This window comes from Streptomyces sp. WAC05292, from assembly GCF_003949955.1.
GTDB lineage: Bacteria > Actinomycetota > Actinomycetes > Streptomycetales > Streptomycetaceae > Streptomyces > Streptomyces globosus.
In genome coordinates this window covers 1-1,554 of the sequence record NZ_RPSE01000693.1, presented here as the reverse complement: position 1 = coordinate 1,554, position 1,554 = coordinate 1, and the positions used below count along the sequence as shown (strand labels likewise).

Annotated in this window: 2 protein-coding genes; both read right to left on the bottom strand. The window is 76.1% G+C overall.

All coding sequences use genetic code 11. The annotated features are described in order from the left end of the window. Positions 1-118: 118 nt before the first annotated feature. Complete coding sequence (locus EF903_RS32435) at positions 119-301, bottom strand: DUF6191 domain-containing protein (RefSeq protein ID WP_399422197.1); 183 nt, start codon at positions 299-301, stop codon at positions 119-121. Positions 302-338: 37 nt separating this feature from the next. Next, entirely contained in the window at positions 339-1,499 is a 1,161-nt protein-coding gene (locus EF903_RS32430) for a sorbosone dehydrogenase family protein (RefSeq protein WP_185902942.1), read from the bottom strand. Positions 1,500-1,554 lie beyond the last annotated feature (55 nt).

Sequence of the window (1,554 nt, the reverse complement as noted above, 5' to 3'; positions counted from 1 at the left end):
CTGCAGCCCCGAGGACCCGCCCCGGCCGCGCCGCCGGCCCCGCCTCGGGCAGGGCGGCCGAGCCGGGCCCTCCGGCCGCGGAGGGGCAGCGGCCCCGCCCACCGGCTGCTGCCGGGCCTCACTCCGCCGGGGGCGGCTGCTCCCCGCGGCGTATGAGGACCTTCCCGGATTCCAGGTCTATCGGGCCGCGCCCGGGATCACCGTCCGCGACGTCCGTCCGGGACAGCTCCAGCCGCTTGCGCTCCTCGTCCGTGTGCCTGCGTCCCGGGCTGAACAACTCCTCGATCAGGTTGAACACCACGCCACCGCACCTTCCGCCCCGTCCCGGGGCACACCGGTCACCGGACCGTCAGGGTCAGGATCCTGTCGTCGCCCGCCTCGGGGGATCCGCGGCGGTCCGTCTCGCTCGTCACCAGAAGCAGCCCGTCCCCGCCGAGGGCCACCACCGACCTCAGCCGGCCGTACCTGCCCTGCAGGAACGCCTCGGGGTCGGCTGCCGGTCTGTCCCCCGCCAGCGGAATCCGCCACAGCCGCTCCCCCTTCAGCCCGGCCATCCACACGGAGCCCTGGGCGACCGCGATACCGCTGGGAGAGGCCTCGTCCGTCCGCCACACGGCGACCGGGTCGCGCATGCCGGCCAGACCCGCCTTGCCCTCCGCCTGCGGCCAGCCGTAGTTGGCGCCCGGCTCGATCAGGTTCAGCTCGTCCCACGTGTTCTGGCCGAACTCAGCCGCCCACAGCCGCTTGTCCTGATCCCAGGCGAGGCCCTGCACATTGCGGTGCCCGTAGGAGTACACGACCGAGTCGGGCTCGGGATTGCCGTGCACCGGCTGCCCGTCCGGCGTCATCCGCAGGATCTTGCCGCCGAGCGACTTCCTGTCCTGCGCGAGGCCCGTCTCGCCCGTCTCGCCCGTCCCCGCGTAGAGCATGCGGTCCGGGCCGAACGCGATCCGGCCGCCGTTGTGCACGACGCCCTTCGGAATGCCGCGCAGGACGGTGTCGGGCGCGCCGAGCTGCTGGCCCGGCTCGCGCTTCTCGTCGTAGCGCATGCGGGCGATGCGGTTGTCGGACTCCGTCGTGAAGTAGGCGTACACCATCCGGTCGGACGCGAACGACGGCGACAGGGCCAGCCCCAGCAGCCCGCCCTCGCCGCCCGGCGCGACCCCGGGCACCTTCCCGACGACCACGGCCTTCCCCGACGCCGCCGAGATCCGGCTGATCGTGCCCCTGTCCCGGGAGGCGGCCAGCAGGTCGCCGTCGGGCAGCGGCGCCACGCCCCACGGCGACTCCAGGTCCCGCGCCACCTCCCCGGTGACCTCCACGGAGCCCTTCGCCGGCGCCGCACCCTGCGGGGCGGAGGACGGTGCCCCCGCCGACGCCTGGGCAGACCCGCTGGGCGCCCCGCGCGGCGGTGACGCGCCCGCGGAACCCGCCGGCCCGCCCTCCGGCGAGCACCCCGCCAGCAGCGCCCCGCACCCCGCGAGCGCCACGGCGGCCAGCACGCTGCGCGCCCTCGCGAACCCCGCGGGCCCGCCCGCGGCCACCCCTGCGGCC